General features: G+C 39.7%; 9 protein-coding genes and 2 pseudogenes. 5 read left to right on the forward strand and 6 right to left on the reverse strand.

Annotated features, from left to right (window positions below):
- The first annotated feature begins 1 nt into the window (after nt 1).
- On the forward strand, nt 2-3682 hold the full coding sequence (locus WDV74_RS13435; protein WP_338883281.1) for an AAA family ATPase: 3681 nt from the start codon (nt 2-4) through the stop codon (nt 3680-3682).
- Nucleotides 3683-3959: 277 nt separating this feature from the next.
- Complete coding sequence (gene tnpA / locus WDV74_RS13440) at nt 3960-4415, forward strand: IS200/IS605 family transposase (RefSeq protein WP_338882928.1); 456 nt, start codon at nt 3960-3962, stop codon at nt 4413-4415.
- Nucleotides 4416-4532: 117 nt separating this feature from the next.
- Here the strand turns inward: tnpA and WDV74_RS13445 are convergent, their stop codons facing one another.
- Nucleotides 4533-6155: an ABC transporter substrate-binding protein gene (locus WDV74_RS13445; protein ID WP_338883283.1), complete on the reverse strand. Its 1623-nt coding sequence runs from the start codon at nt 6153-6155 to the stop codon at nt 4533-4535.
- 645 nt (nt 6156-6800) lie between these two features.
- Here WDV74_RS13445 and gltP point away from each other — a divergent pair.
- Nucleotides 6801-8114, forward strand: a complete 1314-nt coding sequence (gltP, locus tag WDV74_RS13450; RefSeq protein WP_338883285.1) for a glutamate/aspartate:proton symporter GltP — start codon at nt 6801-6803, stop codon at nt 8112-8114.
- A 369-nt stretch (nt 8115-8483) separates the two neighbouring features.
- Here gltP and WDV74_RS13455 read toward each other — a convergent pair whose 3' ends face one another.
- The 5 genes and pseudogenes from WDV74_RS13455 to WDV74_RS13475 all read right to left on the reverse strand — a co-directional run bounded on the left by WDV74_RS13455 (nt 8484) and on the right by WDV74_RS13475 (nt 15550).
- Nucleotides 8484-10121, reverse strand: a complete 1638-nt coding sequence (locus WDV74_RS13455) for a bifunctional metallophosphatase/5'-nucleotidase (protein ID WP_338883286.1) — start codon at nt 10119-10121, stop codon at nt 8484-8486.
- A gap of 84 nt (nt 10122-10205) precedes the next feature.
- Entirely contained in the window at nt 10206-12176 is a 1971-nt protein-coding gene (locus WDV74_RS13460) for a bifunctional 2',3'-cyclic-nucleotide 2'-phosphodiesterase/3'-nucleotidase (protein ID WP_338885615.1), read from the reverse strand.
- Between the two features lie 62 nt (nt 12177-12238).
- Nucleotides 12239-13447: a porin gene (locus tag WDV74_RS13465; protein ID WP_338883287.1), complete on the reverse strand. Its 1209-nt coding sequence runs from the start codon at nt 13445-13447 to the stop codon at nt 12239-12241.
- Nucleotides 13448-14185: 738 nt separating this feature from the next.
- Complete coding sequence (gene mak / locus WDV74_RS13470) at nt 14186-15094, reverse strand: fructokinase (RefSeq protein WP_338883288.1); 909 nt, start codon at nt 15092-15094, stop codon at nt 14186-14188.
- 98 nt (nt 15095-15192) lie between these two features.
- A pseudogene (locus tag WDV74_RS13475) lies at nt 15193-15550 on the reverse strand (transposase).
- A gap of 58 nt (nt 15551-15608) precedes the next feature.
- Between WDV74_RS13475 and WDV74_RS13480 the strand changes: the two are divergent.
- Nucleotides 15609-15746: pseudogene (locus tag WDV74_RS13480) on the forward strand (helix-turn-helix domain-containing protein); the annotation flags it as partial.
- An 847-nt stretch (nt 15747-16593) separates the two neighbouring features.
- The gene (locus WDV74_RS13485; RefSeq protein WP_338883289.1) at nt 16594-18090 is read left to right on the forward strand and encodes a hypothetical protein; all 1497 of its coding nucleotides are present in this window, start codon (nt 16594-16596) and stop codon (nt 18088-18090) included.
- The last annotated feature ends 46 nt before the right edge of the window (nt 18091-18136 follow it).

The raw sequence follows: 18136 nt of genomic DNA on the forward strand, positions 1-18136 counted from the left end.
CATGAAAATTCTTAGCTTACGGCTGAAAAATATCAATTCCCTGCAAGGTGAATGGAAAATAGACTTTACGGCAGAACCCTTTGCCAGTAATGGATTGTTTGCCATTACCGGCGCAACGGGTGCAGGAAAAACCTCCTTATTGGATGCTATTTGCCTCGCCCTTTATCATGAAACGCCAAGGCTCAACACCATTTCAGCCTCACAAAATGAGCTAATGACCCGTCATACCGCAGAGTGCCTTGCTGAAGTAGAGTTTGAAGTCAAAAGTATTGTCTATCGGGCATTTTGGAGTCAGCGTCGTGCTCGCAACCAGGCAAATGGCAAACTCCAACCCCCAAAAGGAGAATTGGCCCTCAAAAAAGGGGGAAAAATTCTGGCTGATAAAATTCCAGAGAAAAAAGAAAAAATTGCCGAAATAACTGGACTGGATTTTAGCCGTTTTACTAAATCCATGCTTTTGTCACAGGGAAACTTTGCCGCATTTTTAAATGCACAGGATAAAGACAGGGCCGATCTACTGGAAGAGCTAACCGGTACAGAAATTTACGGCATTCTTTCCCAGGAAATTTATCAACGCCATAAAGAGGCACAATCAAAACTGAATATCCAACAGGCCAAAGCCTCTTCCATTGAATTACTCACGCAAGAACAACAACAGGCATACCAAAACCAGCAACAACAACTTATTGCAGAAGAAACCCAACTTAGCCAACACATGAAGGCATTACAAACTGCCGATCAGTGGTTGTTGCGCCGGAATGAATTACAGCAATCCCTGATCAGCAATGCTTCACTTTTGCAACAAACTGAGCAAGCTATTCAAGAAGCACAACCTCAGTTACAACAGATAACAGCTAGCGAGCCAGCAGAAAAAATTCGTTCATTATGGGATGCACAAAACCGAGCTATTCATGAAAAACAGCGGCTCACGGAGCAACGCACTAAAATAGAACACGAACGCCGACAACAACTGGCAATGTTACAACCTGCCGAACAACAACTAACACTGCTGGAAAAAAAGCGAGAAGAGCACCAACAGCATCAAAATCAACAAGAAAAGCTCATCTCAGAGCAGATTATGCCGCTCGATCATAAAATTGATATTCAATCCAAAGATCTACTGAAACTTGGACAAGAGATCGCAGAACAAGAGCGCGATCTCACAGAGATTTTATCCCAATACCAAGCCACACAGGATCGAACGGTAACCTTAAATAGTGAACAAAAGGCATTGGGATCCTACTATGAGCAGCATCCTTATTACTGCAATTTGGACAGCAAACTGCCTGAATGGAAACAACTATTCACTCGCCAAAAAGAGCGACAAGAAAAAATAAATCAGCTTACTCAAAGCACCCAACAAATTACCTCAGAGCTTGCTCATACAACCCATTATTTACATACCTTGAATGCAGAATTAGCCAAACAACAAGAACAGAGCCGAACACTGCATAACAACCTTGCCGCTGCTGCAAACCAACTCACAACTTTGCAGCAAAAGCATCCATTGGAACAATTGCAGAAAAATTTAGAAAATTACCAGAAACAATTGGTGTCACAAAACCAACTGGAGATTTTGCTTCCGCAGAGCCAGCAGTTACAAACCGCGCTCTCAGCCGATCAAAACCAATTAAACCAATCTCAAGCATGGGTAAAAGCCTTACCTGATCAGATCGCAATCCTCAATCAACAGTTAGCAGATAAGCAGCAACATTATGACGATCTCAACAATCGAATTCGTTTGGAACAACGGATAGTCAGCCTGGAAAAAGAACGGGCACAATTAAAAGAAGGGGAATCTTGCCCACTTTGTGGTTCAACTCACCATCCTTTAATCAACGAATACCAGGATATTGCCTTACCACATTCAGAAGCGCGCCTGAGAACCTTGCGCCAACAGATTGATCAACTGCAAGAAAAGCGTACAGCCCTACAGCAGAAACATCAGCTTCAACAACAACATAGTGAGCAATTGCAGCAAAATATTGCACAATACAATGCTAAATTAACAGAATTAGTTAAACAGTGGGAATACCATTGCCAGCAGTTGCAAGCTACCGAATTACCGATGGAGGCAGAGGCGGTTAATCACTTTATCAGTCAGCGACAATCTGCTTATCACCAATACCAGGCTCAACAAGAAGCACTTTCACAGGCAGAGAAAAACTATCAAGCAGCCGAAAAAGCACTTGCTGCTAACCGAGAACACTACCAATCTTGTGAAAAAAATATTGAATTGGAAAAATTCAAACAGGATTCAGCCCAAAAACAATTAGCAGAAAAGACGGCAGAAGTTCAACAAATAGGGGCTGACTACGCGACGACAGCACAACAATTAAACACGCAATTACAGCCGACACCGTTCATACTTCCTGCCCCTGATGAAACAGAAAACTGGCTACAACAGCGTGAACAAGAATTAAAAAACTACCACGATTCACGGGAGAAATTGCTACAACTACAAAAAGAACAAGCAGCCTTGCAAAGCAAACTGAGTGAACTAGACAAACAAAAAAATAAGCTTTCCACTCATCTCCATGCTTTGAATGAACAGCAACAACAAAAAATGCAGTTATTGGAACAAACACGTCAGGAACGCCATCATTTATTTGGCGAACAATCCATTATTACCGTTCGTCAGGCTTTGCAACAAAAAACCCATGAATTAGAAGTCGCCTACAAACAGGCCGTTTTCCATCTGCAAACACTGCAAAACAAAATGAGCCAACTAATCGGTGCCGCCAGTGAAATAGAAAAAAGCCACACCACCGCCGAAGCAAACTACAAACTTGCTGTCAGCCATTTCCAGACAGGCTTAGAACAGCAAGGCTTTCCTGATCAATCATCCTTTGAACATGCCTTGTTAGAACCGGAACAGCGGGAAAAGTTACAACAATTACAAGAAAAACTTGAACAACAACAATTGCAAGCCAAAACACGCCATCATGAATCAGAAGTGGCCTTACAACGACATACGGAAACACAGCCGCAATTGCTTAACCAATATGAACCTCAACAATTATCCGCCCTATTGACTGACGTTACGGCTAAGTTGAAACACAACAACCAACAACAAGGTGAAGTCAGAACCCTATTGAACAGTGATGCAATTCGCCGCCAACACCAACAGGAGTTACTGGTACAGATCGCACACTTACAGCAAACATATGATGACTGGAGTTATCTTAATAATCTCATTGGTTCTGCCGATGGCGCTAAGTTCCGCCGTTTTGCCCAAGGCCTGACATTGGATCATCTCGTGCATCTGGCAAATATCCGATTAGAAAAACTACATGGCCGTTACTACTTGCAACGCAAAGATGACAGCGGGTTGGAATTACAAGTCGTTGACACCTGGCAAGCGGAAGCCATGAGGGATACCAAAACACTTTCTGGAGGAGAAAGTTTTCTTGTCAGCCTGGCTCTTGCCCTCGCCTTGTCTGATCTAGTGAGTAACAAGACACAAATAGAATCCCTGTTTCTTGATGAAGGATTTGGCACGCTTGATCCTGAAACCCTGGATATCGCTTTGGATGCACTGGAACACCTTAATGCATCAGGAAAAACTATCGGAGTCATTAGCCATGTAGACGCATTAAAAGAACGAATTCCTGTTCAAATAAAAGTAGAAAAAAAGAATGGATTAGGGTTCAGTCAATTATCTGCTGAATTTCGGGTTTAAACATGGAAATCAAATAGTAACAATCACATTGATACAAAACATCCTGAATATGGAGCCTCGCTTTACCTGCCCGTAAAACACTACAATAAACTATGGAGAGCCTGCTTAAGCAGGCTCTTTAATTATGGCTTTAGCCAGTTTAAGTAGCATCAGCTGCTTAAACATAAAACCACCCGCTATGCGGGTGGAGTTCAAGGGTTATACCAAGAAAAACACCTTTCCGTTACGATATAGATGTTCAAGCTAATATCCGTAACTTAAATAAGGAAAGGTGTTTATGGGAATTAAAGCACAAAGCTCAGCGCATACAAAGTGGCTGTGTAAATACCATATCGTCTTTTCGCCGAAATATAGACGAAAAGTCATCTTCAATAGTATCCGTTCAAGTATAGGTGAGATTCTACGAAACCTTTGTAAGTACAAAGGAGTCGAAATAATCGAAGGGCATTTAATGCCAGATCATGTTCATATGCTGGTGAGTATCCCCCCGAAAATAAGTGTTTCCAGTTTTATGGGGTACTTAAAAGGTAAAAGCTCGTTGATGATATTTGATAAACATGCCAATTTAAAATACAAATTTGGCAACCGGAAGTTTTGGTCGGAAGGATACTACGTCAGCACAGTGGGGCTGAATGAAGCCACAATCCGTAACTATATCAGAGAGCAAGAAAAGTCAGATTTACTTCAAGATAAATTAAGTACACGAGAGTATAACGACCCCTTCAAGGGGTAAGCCAAAGAAGCAAAGACACTTAGCTTGAACGAAGAGAAAGCCGCGTCATTTAGGCGCAGTCGGTAACATGCCCTTATAGGGCTAGAGCAAACCACCCGCTATGCGGGTGGTTATGATTTAGTGCTTAAGCACATAAAGATCTTTCGTTGATATTCTCCCCAAAAGATCAGCGTAATAACCACCAATATAAGGCTTAACCAATATCGCAGTAACATAGTAATAAACGGGAATAATCGGCGTATCTTTTGTCATAAGATCGAGTGCATGTTGAAAATCTTCTTGTTTATTTGTTTCTCCTGCTTTACGAATCCAATTATCGAAGTCTTTATTAGAATAAAATGAGGTATTATTGGTTTGATTTGTTGTAAATATATTAAAAAAAGCCATCGGATTATTATAATCGCCAACCCATCCACCTCTAACGACATCAAATTTCCCTTGATGTTCGTTCTCCAGCATCACTTTCCACTCTTCAGTTTGTATATTGGCAATGACACCGAGATTCTTTTTCCACATCGAGGTTGCAGCAATAGCAACTTTTTTATGTAAATTTGATGAGTTGTAAACCAAATTAAATTTAAGGGGATTATTTTTATTAAAGCCCGCTTCGTTCAATAATTGTTTGGCTTTTTCATTTCGTTGATTTTGTGTCCATGATGCATAATCAGGTTGTTTAAATTTAAAACCACCAATTCCAGGAGGTAAAATTGTGTACGCAGGTATTTGCCCTTGAGCAAGGACTTTATTAGCAATGATATTTCTATCCAACGCAAGACCTAGTGCTTGTCGGATCCTACTGTCTTTAAACAGTGGTTTTTTATTGTTAAATTCATAGTAATATGTGCTAAGCATCGGTGAAATATGAACTTGTGAACTCATATTTTTCTTTAATGAGGCAAACGATTCTAATGGTATCGTAAATGTAATATCTATTTCTCCAGCCAGATAACGGTTTAAATCTGATGTATCTGATGAAAGTGGAAGATAAGTGACTTTATTAATAGCGGTATTTTTATTATCCCAATAATAAGGATTTCTTACACCAACAATTTTTTCATTCACTTTCCACTCTGCTAATTTAAATGCACCACTAGAAACAAAAAATTCAGGCTGAGTCCATTTATCCCCATATTTTTCAACTACTTTTTCGCTAATCGGCGCCGCAATATTGAATGCCAGCATCTGTAAAAAGTACCCAACCGGTTTTTCTAACTTGACCTCCAATGTCGAATCATCCAAGGCTTTAACACCAAGCTCCTCCACTTTTTTCTTTCCGGCTAAAATATCTTTGGCATTAACCACTGAAGCATCAACAAAATAGCTGCCATATGGAGAAAGTGTTTTAGGATTTGTCAGCCGTCGCCAGCTAAAAACAACATCATGAGCGGTAATCGGTGTACCATCAGACCATTTGATTCCCTTCCTTAAATGGAAAATCCACGTTTTATTATCCTTAGTTTCCCAGCTTGCAGCCAGTCTAGGTATGATCTGGCCTTGTTTATCCATTCCCACTAACGTATCAAAAAAATCATTGATAATGTTTAATGCAATATTACCTTCAACTTTATCGACATCCAGTGATGCAGGTTCGGCACCATTATTACGAACAATCTCTTGTTTTTCCGCCAATTGTGTATCAGGTGGAATAACTGCAGCATAAGACAGTGTTGTACTACCCAATATCATACTTATAGAACAAATTAATGTTTTAACCGTTTTTTTGCTGATTTGATTTAACATATCATGTCTCCCCATAGCTGTGCTGTAATTATTTATTCTTTGTCCTTTATTTTAAATCCATGTTACAGAATGACATGCTATTTATTACTCAACAAATCATTTAGTGCAACAATAATAAAATTTTCAAATACTGTATTTATAGCTATGTATTTATACACAATAGTTTTCAAATTTCAGCATATACCAATCCAACCTCAAATTGCAGCTTGTAAATCAATGTGATTATTTATATCTTCCCGCTACGCGGGAAGATATAAGACGCATTTTGAAAGGCGATTGGTATATACTAATTTAACTTCAAGATGCATGTGATTTCTCCCCCACGAAGCGGGGAAAAATCAGGTTTCATAGCGTGTTGTAAATTGCAACTTGAAGTTTAATGCATATAGAGGCAAAAAAGGTGATGAATAGGACTTGATCTCAGAAACTCAAATGACAATATTGATGCATCAATTCAAGGAATTATTCCTGGGTTAGTGTCAGATGGGTTCTCATGATCTAACTTGAATAATAAACAAACATCTCAAATGATGACGAGTATCATTTATACATTATTTAAAAGATTATCTCAGATTTTATTGTGCATTAGGTCGAGGTTATTGTATAAGAAAGAGGAGTAAAGAAAATAAAACATAAGGTTGTCTAATGAATAAGGCCGAAACAGTTAATAAAAAGAAATTTAAATTTGGGCTTGGCTGGCAAATTTTAGCCGCGCTAATATTGGGAATTATTGCAGGAGCAATTTTACATGACAATGAACACAAACAGTGGTTAATTGTTAATGTACTTTCTCCTGCCGGTAAAATATTTATTCAACTTATTAAGATGATTGTTGTTCCGATTGTAATTTCAACATTGGTTGTTGGTATTGCCGGTGTTGGTAATACTAAACAATTAGGAAAATTAGGCTTAAAAACAATTTTGTATTTTGAGATTGTCACAACAATTGCAATAATTGTAGGCATTTTTTTAGCAAATACATTTAAACCTGGTGCAGGTATTGATATGTCTACTCTCCATCAAATAGATATATCTCAATATGAACGCACAACACAGCAGGTTGAAAGTCATTCACACGGTATTGTTAATACTATTCTATCATTAGTGCCTAATAATATTTTTGCGGCGATGTCCAGTGGCGAAATGTTGCCCGTTATTTTCTTTGCCGTATTATTTGGTTTAGGTTTATCATCACTACCAAAGGAAAAAAAAGAACCTTTATTAACGGTATTACAAACATTCTCTGAAACCATGTTTAGAGTGACTCATATTATTATGATGTATGCTCCAATCGGGGTATTTTCGTTAATTTCAGTAACAGTGGCTAACTTCGGCTTTAGCTCATTATTGCCATTGATAAAATTAGTTATTTTAGTTCACTGTGCAATTTTATTTTTTGCTATTGTCATTCTTGGTTTGATTGCCCGCTACTGTGATATCAACATCTTTATACTCTTTAAAATCCTGAAAGATGAACTACTGTTAGCTTATTCTACTGCCAGCTCAGAAACCGTATTACCCCGTATCATGGATAAAATGGAACAATATGGTGCTTCAAAATCAGTGACCAGTTTTGTTATTCCAATTGGCTATTCATTTAACCTTGATGGTTCAACGCTGTACCAGAGTATCGCCGCCATTTTTATTGCTCAGCTCTATGGAATTGATTTATCCCTTTGGCAAGAAATTACGCTTGTCCTCACATTGATTATTACCTCAAAAGGGATTGCTGGTGTTCCAGGGGTTTCTTTCGTTGTTCTGTTAGCCACATTGGGTAGCGTGGGTATTCCATTAGAAGGTTTAGCCTTCATTGCGGGTATTGACCGGATTCTTGATATGGCTCGTACCGCATTAAATGTAGTCGGTAATGCACTCGCTGCACTTGTTGTGGCTAAGTGGGAGAGACAATTTGATCAACAAAAAGCTAAGCAATATGAAGAATCTTTGATTTCTGAATAATATTTATTTTTAATTGTATTCCCCGGAAAGGAAAAGCAAGGATTGCTTTTCCTTTGAATAGATATCACGAACCACTAGGGTTATCAGAGTGCAATAATATAAACATCTTTTGTAAAAAAGATAAGTCATTTAATTGTTTTCATTATTAAATAACCAATACATATACGCATTAAACTTCAAGTTGCAATTTACAACATTATATGAAACCTGATTTCTCCCCGCGAAGCGGGGGAGAAATCACACGCACCTTGAAGTTAGATTGGTTGCAACGCAGAGTAATTAACATTGCACTTCTGATCTGGATCAAACCGCCGTTACAGTACCTTTGATCTATTGATTTTATCTACGTTATCTTTTATTCCCATCACATCATTTTGTACCAATATCTATAATCCGATCTTGTTTTGGATATTGAATTGGAGATTTTTCAGTAAAATATTTCACCACGGCATCCACATCCGGCATGCTATACACCGGATCTGTCCCCTCTTTAAATACAGAGAAGCTACTTCCACCTGTTGCCAAATAATCATTGGCTGCCACACGGTATTTCGCTTGCATATCAACAGGCTTGCCATTGATTTTCATTGAACTAATAATCACGCGATTACCCACAGGTTTGGTGCTATCCCATGCATATTGAAAGCTATGTGATACCGCCAAAACCTGTGGCCGTGTGCGACTCCATTGCTGTTCCAGCAGCCGTTTGATCTGCTCACCCGTCAATGTTTTGGTCACCATCATATTAGAGAAAGGCTGGACGGTATAAATTGCGTTATAAATCACTTCTCCCGCATTTATAGGCGCACGGATACCACCATTGTTTACAAATGCAATCTGGGCGCCACCATTTTCTTTGGCTGCGGTTGCGTATAAATGGGCATCGGCTATCACTTTACCTAATGTTGATTCTCCACCTGCATTAGCTTCTTTGGTTAGATTCTTTTCCAATATACCAATCACGCGGTTTGCCAATGGCGTGGCTATTTTTTCGTAGGATGACAATAATTCAGTGATTTTTGCATCTTTGGTATATTTACGGTTATCAACCCAAATATTTTTAGCCTTGAAATCCACCACGTCTTTCGTGGTTTTATCCAATTTTAGATCTAATTGAGTAAGCAATGCTCCATTGGATTGAGCAGAAGTGACAGATTTACCATTAATGACGCAATTATAAGCCTGGTGAGTATGGCCACTGATAACAAAATCCACTTCTTTATCCAGCTTGTTAACGATCTCCAATATTTTGCCTGTTATGTCATTACAGGCGTTGACATCTATCTGGCCTCTATTACGTTTTTGTTCAGCACCTTCATGGATCAAAACCCCTATAGCCCTCACCCCTTTTTTCTGCAATTCCGCTACCAAGGCGTTAATAGTTTTAACTTCGTTAGAAAAAGTCAGCCCTTCTGTCCCCTTGGGTGCCACAATGGTAGGCGTTCCTTCCAGCGTCAACCCGATAAAAGCAACGGGAATACCATTAAATTCTTTGATGACATATTCAGGGAAAAGTGTTTTACCCGTTTCATTAACTGTGACGTTGGCAGACAGGTATTTGAAATCCGCGCCTTTAAAGGGTTTTGGCCCCTGACAGCCTGTCACCGGATGGCAACCACCATTTTGCTTACGCAATAATTCATCCTTGCCTTTGTCAAATTCATGGTTACCGACAGAAGTCGCTTCTAATCCAGCCAGAGACAATGCTTCAATAGTGGGTTCGTCATGGAACATTGAGGAAAGCAGCGGGCTAGCACCGATCATATCCCCAGCAGCAACGACGATATTATTCGGGTTTTCCTGTTTCAGTTCCTTAATCAAAGTAGACATATATTCAATGCCCCCCGGTTGATTAGAGCCGGGTGCTTTCAGTGCTCCATGAAAATCGTTCAGCCCCAGAACTCGTACATCCACAATATTTTCTGGATCATAAGCTGGCTTGGTTGCACACCCTGCTAACAATACAGTACCAATCGCAATCGGAAGTAATTTATATTTATAATTCAATTTATTATCTCTTAATGTTCAGGATTTGCCTGCCCTTTAGCCAAGTATAGGAGCAGGCATTAATACAATTAAGTTCAGTAAATTTTACTTTTTCTCTGTTAGATCAATTTGATAGATGGCAAAACCAGTATCGTCATTTTCTAAGTATTTCATTGGGTATTGGGCATGTTCTTTAATGAATTGCGCCGCTTTTTCTGATGGTGAAGTTTCAAAACGGATATCTAATTTTTTATCTGTTTTGATTGGCAAAAATGACCAATTGTTTTCAGCCTGAGTTGATATTACGCCCTTTTCTTTGGTCATTCTGGAAATGTAAGAAGCCAAAATGGTACGGTTTTCATCCGGTGAAGCGAATGCAATGTGATCTTCCCCAGTTCCGGCAAATTTACCGCCGTAACCACGATAGTTATTGGTGGCGATCAGGAAAGTGGCTTTTGGATCAATCGGCTTACCCTGATAAGTAACGTCTTTGATGCGGTTCGCCCCTTTATTAATAAGCTGGCAATCAGTATCGTATTTAGCGGGTTGTGTCAGATCTATCTTATAGTTGACACCCGTAATGGTGTCGAAGTTATAAGTACGGAAACCCTCCCAGTTCAGCAATTCTTGCGGTTTGGTGGAGTTTGCATCAATTTGGTTAAACATGCCCGCCGAACATTCCAGCCATTCAACCACATCCGCCCCCATTGCTTTTACCACCACCAATGTATTTGGGTAGAGGTATAAATCAGCCGCGTTACGGAAAGTTAAATCACCTTTTTCCACTTCCACAAAATCAGCCGGTGCATTTTTACGCCCACCCGCTTTGAAAGGTGCTGCGGCCGCCAAGACAGGGAGTCCATCCAAATTTGGATCACCCTGAATAAAATGTTTGGTGTAATCTATCTGCGCATCATTGACGATCTGAACGGTGGGATCGCTTTGGATCAAAGCCAGATAGCTGTACATGTTGTCAGTGGCTTTACCTATGAATTTACTCACGAATTCGCGAGTTCCCAGGTGATCTTTTTCGATGATAGAAGCCAGTTTATTATCGCGTTCAACCAAGGCTTTTTTATGGATTTTATCATAGATAGGACGAGCCTCCGCTTTAGCAGATTCGACTTTCCATGCACCACTGTCGTTATTGATCACCATATCGACAACCCCCAGATGATCCCCCCACTGCCCCGGCATGACGGCAGGAATACCATTAATCGTGCCATTGGTGACATTAACACCTTTGATACCTGTATATTCCTTGCTTGGGAACACGCCATGAGCATGACCAAACATAATGGCATTAATGCCAGGCACTTCACTCAGATAGTAAACCGAGTTTTCTGCCATCGCTTTATAAGGATCTTGGGAAAAACCGGAATGGGGAATGGCAATAATCAGCTCTGCGCCCTCTTTCTTCATTTGAGGGACAAATTTTTTCGCGGTTTCTGTGATGTCATTAACAACCACTTTGCCATTGAGATTGGCTTTGTCCCAAATACTGATTTGTGGTGGCACAAAGCCGATATAGCCGATCTTAATGGTGTGCTCTTTGCCTTCACGATCTTTAACTGGAGTATCAACGATAATATAAGGCGTAAAGTAGTTTTTGCCGGTTTTGGCATCAATGATATTCGCATTGATATAAGGGAATTTGGCACCAGAAATTGCCTGTTTCAGGTAATCCAATCCAAAATTGAATTCATGGTTACCAAAGTTACCGACGGTATAGCCCATCGTATTCATCAACTTGTAGGCTGGATGAACCTCCTCTTGTTTCAATCCCTTTGCCACCATGTAATCTGCAAGCGGGCTGCCTTGAATCAAGTCACCGTTATCTACCAAGATCGCGTTAGTTGCTTCCGCTTTGGCCGCCTTAATTAAGTTCACAGTACGAACTAAACCAAATTGCTCAGTGGATTTATCTTTAAAATAATCGAAATCCATCAGATTACCGTGAATATCCGAGGTTTCCATCACTCGTAAATCAACGGTCGCCGCGTTCACATTGAATGCCACCAGCATTGCTAAAGTTGACATTTTCAACACGTTCTTACTTTCCAACATACTCTTCATCATGCTATGCCCCTTTATAGAAGGATACGGGAGAACTCAACTGAGCTCTCCCTATGAAAGACTTAAAAAGACAAACGAGCCCCTGTTCCCAGAATGGTCTGTTTTTTATCTTTGTAAGCCGGATTGTCGCTACGGGCATCATCATATGCCGTTTCAACAAATAGGATCAGGTTATTGTTATTAGATACTGCAAAACGTTTATCTAAACCGACGGTGTAAGTCTGTTTTTTATAGTTGAATGTATTGGCATCACCATCACGCAAGTAATATCCCGCGTACATGCCGCTACCCAGTTTGTCCCAATGCCATTTACCAGCCAGACCATACAAGTTTGCTTTCCAGTCACCTTTGACCGATTTTTCCTGCAAACCGGTACTACTTCCTTCTTGATATACTAACCCTGAATTTTTGGAGCGCGCCTGGCCATAATCCAAACCAATGGAGAATTCACGGCCAGGGAAATAATATTCCATACCAATAGCCATCAGGCTGTCTTGTGGAGAAGCCAGTCCAGCGTCTTCCGTGCGCTTACCCTTACTTCCATCTGGCTGTGTCATCTCTATAGTTACCGGCTTTTTCCTCTCTCCCGTTGCCTGAGAGTAACCGGCATTAATTTCCAAACCGAAGTCTGATTTATAAAAACCTACCACCGAATAAGCGTGGCGAATATCACCATGATTGCGTTCGTTATCTGAGCCGGATTTACCACTGTAGGTTGCAGCAAGGCTGAAGCCCTGATAGCTATTGGTTTTAGCGAAAATCGTCTGGGGCAAGCGGGTAAGGAAATTATTTTTGCCAACGCCTTTGCCATCATAACCGGTTGCACGACCCAATACGTCACCGAAATAAAACACTCCCGTATTGCCATAGCCATAACTGGATTTTTTCACCCAATCGATAGGAATATAAGTACGGCCAATGCGTATTTCACCAATATCATGATGAGAAGCCCCGATATAACCAACACGGTTATATATCTCAAAACCCGTTTTGGCATTATCGCTATTCGTTCTTTGGGTATCAGAACCCCATTCCATTTTGCCGAAGACTTTGATCTCGGGGGTCAGTTCGTGGCTAGCATTAATTCCGAAACGACTGCCATCATCTTTAATTTGAAAATCACGATCATCGCTGGTCACTGTCGTTTTCATACGAACCTGACCGGTTAAATCCACCTTGCTTCCCTTATCGTTGTATACTGTAACCGCATTGGCACTGCCAGACATGACCAATACCCCAATTAAAGCAGCCAACGGCTTCATGCTTCCCATAATAAGACACCCATAAAAGATTAAATTTAATAATTTGATTTTCTTTCAGGCAAAAACTCACCCTATCGCAGAATAATCTGCAATATATTTAGAGCAATAAATATCCATCACGATTTTTCATCGAAAAAAAATCGCTCAAATCATGATAAAATTTATAAGTTATTTAAAATTGTCTAATTTCTATTACATCTTCCCGTTGAGAACTATATAAGCATTAATATGGAGTAAGTAATCAAAATGAACCGCAGCAATATTTCACTTTATTTCCAATCAAATTTCATAGTTGGAAAACAGTTTGTTGCATATGCTAATAATAACCTAAAAAAACTGTATGTTTCGTGAAGAAATCCACATTAATACAAACATATAGAAAAAATATCGATCTTTATTCACTTAAATTTTCTGTCTTTTTTATCACCTAACAATTAATAAATTTAAAGTTAAATGTGATATTTTATTCACTAGTAAACAAATATATTTTTATTATTATAAAAAAGTGCCATTCATAAATACAATGAATAAACTTATTTATTATTCCATTATTACTCTTAATATGGAAAGACAGTTAATTCATTAGATTAAAAATTTAACTTAAGCCAATCTTTAATAATTTTATCTTGTTATTCATCTTTCAAGTTGCGGTTTATTAGCGCTTTCTTCACTATGACACGCAACTTGAAATTTTCTTAAATAGATGAGCGTTTAAGATTGCCCACTATCATTGGCAGAAATACAGTGTCATCGCTGAGGCCATAACCAGGCTGCCCCACGCACACCACTGGAATCCCCATGTACTGCTTTTCTAATCGGTGTTGCACACTCGCCACCAAAAACCCACTCTTTGACTAAATCAGGCAACGTTTGGTAAAGGCGATCAACATTGCTCATTCCACCGCCAAGTACAATCACATCCGGATCCAATAAATTAATCACCTGTGCCAACGCTCGCGCCAAACGCCTTTCATAACGACGCATCGCTAATTCCGCAAACTCATCTCCCTGCGTCAACGCCTCTATAATTTCATGGCCTTTTTTCTGCACTCCGCTCAAGCGAAAATAATCTGTCATAAATCCAGTGCCTGACACAAATGTCTCAGTACATCCCGGTTTGCCGCAAAAACAACGTACTTCATCCTGATACACGCGATCATCTTCATCCATCCACGGTAATGGATTATGCCCCCATTCCCCTGCCAATCCATTACCACCGGCATGAACCCGCTCCTTAAATGCAATACCTGAACCACAGCCCGTTCCAATGATAACGGCAAAGACCATTGGCATCCCTTCACCTGCACCATCAGTGGCTTCTGATACCGCCAGACAATTTGCATCGTTGGCGATACGCACTTCACGCCCTAACAAAGCAGCAATATCCTTATCCAATATTTTTCCATTCAACCAAACTGAGTTGGCGTTTTTTACTTTTCCGGTAAAAGGCGAAATCGCGCCAGGAATACCAATCCCCACTGTTCCTTGCTGTCCAGTTGCCTGTTCCGCATCGATAACCAACCCAGCAATGGCAGCCAATGTTTTTTGATAATCATTGCGGGGAGTATCCACCCGTTTGCGGAATAACGTTTCCCCCTGATCGCCTAATGCAATCACTTCAATTTTGGTTCCACCAAGATCAATGCCTATACGCATAGCTTACTTTTCCTATTTAGCGTGACGACACTTTTTATTATCCAGTGCGCCGTAACACCCCGTCTTTCAGGGCGGGGATATAAGGCGCGGTTTTCCGACTAACTTGGTGTTTGCTGCCGCTCAATGTATTGTCGGATGATCGATATCGGTGCACCACCGCAACGACTTGCAAAATAATTCGGTGTCCACAGAACGCCTTTGTAGTCATAGCGCAGGGCTATATCGGGTCGGTCACGGTGAAGCAGCCTACTGGATACGCCTTTAAGACTGTTGAAAATCAGCGCATACACTTGCAAAGTCGCTGCATCACTTTTCGATGGCATCCTGATCGAATATCTCCCGTCGATATTTGGTGACAAACACCAAATGAACATGCATCAGGAAAACACCGTGTCTTCCACAGCGAATATCAATATCAGTTTCTTTTGCCATAGACCAAAGTATAATCGTCGCCATGAAGCGCGTTCAAGCCTTTAAATTTCAGTTAAGACCAAAGAGTTAGCAAGCGCGCAATATGCTGCGCTTCGCGAGGGCTTGACGTTTCGTCTTCAATCGCGCACTTGCGCTTCAGAAAGAGAACCATGAAGCGGGAAACAAATATATTCCCTATACCCGAATGGCTTCATGGCTCATTGACTGGAAATCTAAGTCAGTCGTTTTTGATGAATAGAAGATAACAATATCAAAATGTTACATATGAATAGTCATCCCTTGTGTACAAACCTTATTGTTCCCGCACAACTATAAAAGCTCCAATTGATGAATTAGTAAAGCGTATCAACGAATCAAAGGGTGTTGACCGAAAGGTGGGAAGTAATCCCATTGGAGGATAGATTGGTTTCATTGAGACACTTATTTCGCTTAGAAGAATGTGAAGCTGAACGTTTACAAAGTGACTTGAGATGCCAGAGATACACTTACTATTTAAAGTAAGATATTTTTCCTCATGCAAACAATATGCATTAGAGTTTTCAGCATAACATATTTGTCTATAAACGCGTTTGGTGATACTGTATTGGAGATTGTACGATTAAGTTAAGCCACATTACCAAAACCATCAGAGTGCGTATGAATCAGTGCACCTTAATATTGCACTTCGTCAATCCGTTAATATTCTATCTTTACATTTTATTTTTTTAATACATGTAGGTTATTTCTTTTGTTTTTATTATTTATTTTTTATTTTTTATAATATAAAAAAGTAATTTTTACTTTAAATTAAACAATTGTGTTATTTAAATTGTTTGCAATTGTCGCCAGAGGGAATATTTATTTCAGATGTTATATTGACAAGGCATTAAATACAGTAATATTTTTTCTTTATGTATATTGACATTTGTTTTTTTGAATGTAACCTGATACGCAGAACTTAGTAATAACAATCCTCCAAGAAAGTTATATTGATTGTATTATCAAGTAAGTCATATATATACACGCTGTCATTTTTGTTACTTTCTATTTATTTTAAAATAAAATTTATATTTTGAAAGGATAATATAATGGCTGGAAAATTAAATTTAATTCCCCCAAGCGGTAACATTATCAAAGGGCAACCATTCCTTGTGGCTGTTTCGATAACCGATGAAACAGGAATTACGGATACTACAAAGATTGACGTTGTTCTTCCACAGGGAGTGACGCTAATAAAGAAATTCCCCGGCTCAGTTGCTAGAGGGGTATTTAATCAGCAAATGGTATTTCAGGCAGACGAGAGTGCCACAGATCACGAAATCATATTTACCGCGGATTCGACGAGCAAGCCAACAAATAAGGCAACCTATCATCCTGTCGATAACCCGGTTCTGAAACCAGAGACTTGTGTACTGAGAGGAGCTTCGGCCTATCTGTACGACTCAAACCCCGCTAAACCCGGGGCTGATATCACAGGTCATCCATATGTTTCAGCATCAATTAATCCGATGACAAGACTGAATAAACCAATTTCAAGCTATGATATTCCGCTTCGTACAACGGCCCCTTTGCGCATAATCCCCGAAGGTCAGAATGAAGTTCAGCCATATCAAGTGGAGGGGGAAAATCAATATTATTACTATTTGATTAATAAACCATCAGAGACTGCTGTTAACCTAAAAATATACGCCACTGAGGGACTCAGCCAGTTCGTCGCGATTGAGACGATCTTCAGTGAAATAGAATATAATCAAAAAGAAACCATATTTGTTAATACCGATACAATTAATACATCCAGCAGTTTTGAACCACCCACTATTGAAGAAACATACTCGTCTTCGACTTTAACAAGGCAGGATCAAACGGATAATTTTCATTTTATGATCCCGAATTATCCGGGAGCTAAACCTGGTAATTTCATCATCGGTTTTGTGAGCGACGATCAAACAAACTTTTATAAAAAACAGCTATGTATTGGACAGTTAAAGCATGAACATAACGGATATTATAAAATACCAGCCGATTACGGCAACCTATACGATGGTGATAATTTTATCAGCTATGTTGGGCTGGACCAATATGGTAACACAATAGGGTCTAAGCCTAATTACATAAGCTATGATAGCGGTGGCAATAACAGTCCAGATCCCGATGATAAAAACCGGACTTTAGTTGCGCCGGAATTATATGATCAGTTCAAGCGATTTATTGGCATATATCAGTCAGTCAATATCTATAGTATCGGTCAAAAAGGGCTTGAGGTTCGATTGCCAATCGATCCAACTCAGCAGAATCAGGACACCATCGTACTTGGTGACATGATTATGATTAAAGCCTATATTTCGTACTGCATTGATACTACCTCACCACCACGTCCTTTACCTATTATAGTTGCTAATAGCAAAACCGTGAAAAAGTCTGATGTAGACAGAGGTTATTTTAAAGCTACCATCAAGCCCGAACAACTGCTGGGTTATGATTCGTCAGATGATAATGACGGAACTATTTCAATCGATTATCTCCGTGTTGCTTCAGGCCAGAAATCGAAACTTTTTATCAGGAGTATAGGTACAGTTGCACCTTAATTAATCTGAATATGTGATTGCTAATAGTTCTATTGGCAATCACTTT

The organism is Xenorhabdus sp. TH1, assembly GCF_037260955.1.
GTDB classification, from domain to species: domain Bacteria; phylum Pseudomonadota; class Gammaproteobacteria; order Enterobacterales; family Enterobacteriaceae; genus Xenorhabdus; species Xenorhabdus griffiniae.

Coding starts and splice junctions, on each gene's coding strand:
- WDV74_RS13435 (WP_338883281.1), top strand. CDS start 2: ATGAAAATTCTTAGCTTACGGCTGAAAAATATCAATTCCCTGCAAGGT.
- tnpA (WP_338882928.1), top strand. CDS start 3,960: ATGGGAATTAAAGCACAAAGCTCAGCGCATACAAAGTGGCTGTGTAAA.
- WDV74_RS13445 (WP_338883283.1), bottom strand. CDS start 6,155: ATGTTAAATCAAATCAGCAAAAAAACGGTTAAAACATTAATTTGTTCT.
- gltP (WP_338883285.1), top strand. CDS start 6,801: ATGAATAAGGCCGAAACAGTTAATAAAAAGAAATTTAAATTTGGGCTT.
- WDV74_RS13460 (WP_338885615.1), bottom strand. CDS start 12,176: ATGAAGAGTATGTTGGAAAGTAAGAACGTGTTGAAAATGTCAACTTTA.
- WDV74_RS13465 (WP_338883287.1), bottom strand. CDS start 13,447: ATGGGAAGCATGAAGCCGTTGGCTGCTTTAATTGGGGTATTGGTCATG.
- mak (WP_338883288.1), bottom strand. CDS start 15,094: ATGCGTATAGGCATTGATCTTGGTGGAACCAAAATTGAAGTGATTGCA.
- WDV74_RS13485 (WP_338883289.1), top strand. CDS start 16,594: ATGGCTGGAAAATTAAATTTAATTCCCCCAAGCGGTAACATTATCAAA.